Source organism: Bartonella queenslandensis AUST/NH15, assembly GCF_000312585.1.
GTDB lineage: Bacteria > Pseudomonadota > Alphaproteobacteria > Rhizobiales > Rhizobiaceae > Bartonella > Bartonella queenslandensis_A.
In genome coordinates, this window is the sequence record NZ_HE997990.1 from 1 (window position 1) to 1596 (window position 1596).

The 1596-nt window shown below is 36.8% G+C and carries 1 protein-coding gene; it reads right to left on the reverse strand.

Annotated elements, in window-relative coordinates:
* On the reverse strand, positions 1-1596 hold a 1596-nt coding region (locus tag BN338_RS03295), incomplete at both ends, for a DUF6990 domain-containing protein (protein ID WP_039759048.1).

Consider the following 1596-nt stretch of genomic DNA (forward strand, 5'->3'; position numbering starts at 1 on the left):
CAACGACAACAGTTTTGGAGGCAACAGATGCTGTTGGCGCATCCAAGCTTAAAATCGGAGCGTTTTTCGGAAAACCTGCTCGATAACCCCGTGCAAGAGTTAGGACGTTATCAACTCTATATTTTGAAATTTCTTCCACAAAACCTAAAGGATTTCCCTTTCTAAAACTCTCCTTATAAAATTTGAGCTTTTCAACATCCCCAATCAGGATAAGCGCAATAAGATGACGCGCTACAAGATCAAGTTCACTGTCTGGGGGAAAAGATGCATAATCATAAATGATCTGATTGACATTTTGCTGCTCAGCCCATTCAAGTATATCCGCACAAATCTGCTTCAGCTTGCTTTTATCCAATTCAGTACTAGAAACTGTATAAACTTCTTCTGACTCTTTGAGTGCTATATATTGAGCCATATTATAGAAAATCTCTTTATGAGCAGTAGAAAAGCCAAGTGTTGAAAGGGAAACCTTAAATGTAACTATCGGTTCTTCTCTATCACTTTGAAGACTATACACTATATTGATGATATGGTCTTTACTTATAAAATAAGCATTACGATCATAGTTCTTATCACGATAAACTGTCCACCCTATGGCTTTTAATTGCTCTGCAACTTTATTGAAAGTAATCAAAATTTGTGGACTAAGATGTGCTTCTGCTGCCTCTCTCTCATTAAGGATTTTCAAATGTTTTTCAGCAAATTCAACAGCATGATTAACATACTTTTCTACTTCATCGTCATCCAAATGTTCAGAAATCGTACCTGCTTCTAAAAAATTTTGATAAGATTTCAGGATATCAATTCGGCCTGTCAATGCTAAACAAGCCAAATGCCAAGGAATATCTGGTGTATAGCTATACTTTTGAACACGTGTTTTACTTTCTACTGATGCTTGCAAGTCTTGAGCGCGTGCCCATTGTATCATTCGCTCAGAAATGTTGATAAGCTCTTGCTCATTTAATGTTCCCACACAAATGTCAATTCCTTTACCAAAACCACTAAAAAGACCTCCTCCAATTGTGTTAAAAGACTGATAGATATCCGTAGGTTGTATCCAATTATATTCCCCACTATAGTGAATATAGTTGCAAGCAACAGAAATCTCTTCATTAGAGATTTCAGCTTCAAGACGGACATTGTAATTATCAAGGAGATGTATAAAACCAAAATCAAATTGAATAAAGCGATCGGGCAAAACCAACCACATTTTCCCAGGTTCCGTAGAAAACCACCCTTGTGTTTTGAGAACGCGCATTGCTGCTGTGAGGCTTATCGAGCGCTGTTTGGGCTTTTTGCTCGTTAGAATATCGTCTAACTCTCCATTCTTATAGGCCTGTGCAAAAATAAGAAGGCGTTCATTCCACGTCATCATTTTATAATCAGAAAATTCTGGTACATATAATTGAGATGTAGATTTGTAATTCCTTAAAGCATCAATATCGCCGAGTAAAGCTTTTGCAACAAGAGAATGATTAGCAGCTTCTTCACGCAATTTTTGTTCAATATTCTGTGTTTTTGCCCATACAACCACTTTATTTAGAGCTTCCTTAATATGGCTTTCAGAAAGATTCTGTGCTGTAACTCCGAAATTTT